Genomic DNA, 1931 nt, shown 5'->3' on the forward strand with positions numbered 1-1931 from the left:
ACACACACACATTCGCACCGTCAGTCAGACAACACTTTAAACGCTTTTTCATACGCGCGCGCGAAGCGTGTCGCATTCCCCATAAACAAAGGGCTCCACGGAGTTCCCTTTGTTCCTCTTTTCGTGCCCGTTTGTAAGGTGCAGAAAGGCGAAAATCAAGCTAAATATTCATCATTAAACAAACCATTATTATGAGCAAGAATCAAGTAACCGTGCAGGACTACATTGCTCCTGCCACACGCATCATTCCCATGCAACAGCCGTGCAGCCTGCTCGCCGGCAGCCCCAATGGCAATGGCGGCGGCACCAGCGTCGTCCCCTTAGACCCCGATGACGACGACGACATCTCCGGCGCCAAGAAGTGGGGCGGCTCCCTCTGGGAAGAAGAGGAAGAAGACGAATAGAAAGAAGAACGGAAAGATAAAGAGCTAACAAAAAAAGTAAAAACAATGGAGACAATGAAGACAATACAACAACTGTTGAAGATACAAGCCATGCTGCTCTGCGCAGCATTGACCGTCGTCTCGTGCGCCGACGACAGCCTGACCGACGACAAGGACGAGGGCGATAAAGGCACCGCCGTGAGCTTCCACGTGAGCAGCGCACAGGACGAGATGCTCCTGCAACAGCAAACGGCACCTGCCACACGCTCTGCCGTCCTCTCGCGTCTTGGCGACGAGGGACTGACCCTCGAAGACCTCGCCACGCGCAAGCATGCCGTGCAAGGTGCCGCCGACCTCTGTATGATAGAAACCACCATCGAGGGTGTGAACCCCGTGCTGCCCTCTGCCGATACGCGGGCAAAAGTAAAAACCAACATCGACAACTTCTTCACCACGTCAGGTTACCGCAGCGATACGCCGGGCTTTGCCCCCGACACGCCCGATTGGTTCTATGCCGTGAAGACGAAGAACGACGGCACACTCACCACGTATCACCCGTGGCACTGGGGCTACCGCTATGGCCGCTTCTACGCCGTGTACCCCGAAGCCAAGAGCGAAAACAAAATCACCCTCTCGCCGGCCACCCACTCGGGTACGCCCTATGTGGAGTTCGAGGCAGAGCAGGACGTGAAGGATCAGAAAGACCTCATGACCGCCTGCTCGGGCGAAGTAAAGTATGAGACCCGCGGCATCGCCCCTACTACCAACCTCAAGTTTAGGCACGCCCTGACAGCCGTGCGCTTCGCCGTGGGTCAGAACCTTTCGTGGAACAAGCGCATCACGAAAGTGGAAATCAAGAACGCCTGCAGCAAGGGCAAGTACATGTTGCCCACACAGTATGGCGGCGCAGGCACTTGGGTGGCCGGCAGTCTGACCGACCGCAAAGACTTTGTGCTCGACGTGACCGCCTCGCCCATCGACCTCAAGCAGAATCCCAACACGGTGATAATGGGCAACCCCACGGACAACTACACCTTTTATATGATACCGCAAGACCTGACAGGCATCACGGTGGTCGTCACGCTGGAGGACAATGACCCTGCACATCCCAGCCCCGCACCGAACACCATCACCATTCCGCTGACGGGCAAAAAAGCATGGAAGCCCGGTACCTCGAAGCTCTACAAGTTAAGCCAAAACACCAGTGACTGGACGTATAGCCTTACCGTGACGAAACAGCCCGCTGCTGCCGCTTATAATCAAGGTACGAGCGACACCTACGGCATTACCAGCATGCGCACCGCCCCTGACGGCACGCAACAGGCGGCTGCATGGAAAGTAAAAGAGTATAGCTTTGATAACGGTGCAACATGGGTAAAAACGATTCCGGCCAACAGTTGGTTCAAAGGCCTAAGCCTGAACGAGGGTGGCAAAATCCCTAACCGTATAGGCGAAGAGCGGGGTACAGCTACGCTGAAAACCGATGGTGCTTTGGTCGATTTATTGGCCAAGCGCAACAAAGCACTCAAAGATGCTGCCCCCAAAGGT

General features: G+C 55.5%; 2 protein-coding genes. Both read left to right on the plus strand.

What is annotated here, in order from left to right; all coding sequences use genetic code 11:
- The first annotated feature begins 191 nt into the window (after window positions 1-191).
- Entirely contained in the window at window positions 192-404 is a 213-nt protein-coding gene (locus tag HMPREF0658_RS09490; protein ID WP_006950446.1) for a hypothetical protein, read from the plus strand.
- A 54-nt stretch (window positions 405-458) separates the two neighbouring features.
- Window positions 459-1931: fimbrillin family protein (locus HMPREF0658_RS09495; RefSeq protein WP_040557744.1), on the plus strand; the 1473-nt coding region annotated here is incomplete at its 3' end.

This window comes from Hoylesella marshii DSM 16973 = JCM 13450, assembly GCF_000146675.1.
GTDB classification, from domain to species: domain Bacteria; phylum Bacteroidota; class Bacteroidia; order Bacteroidales; family Bacteroidaceae; genus Prevotella; species Prevotella marshii.

Coding starts and splice junctions, on each gene's coding strand:
- HMPREF0658_RS09490 (WP_006950446.1), top strand. CDS start 192: ATGAGCAAGAATCAAGTAACCGTGCAGGACTACATTGCTCCTGCCACA.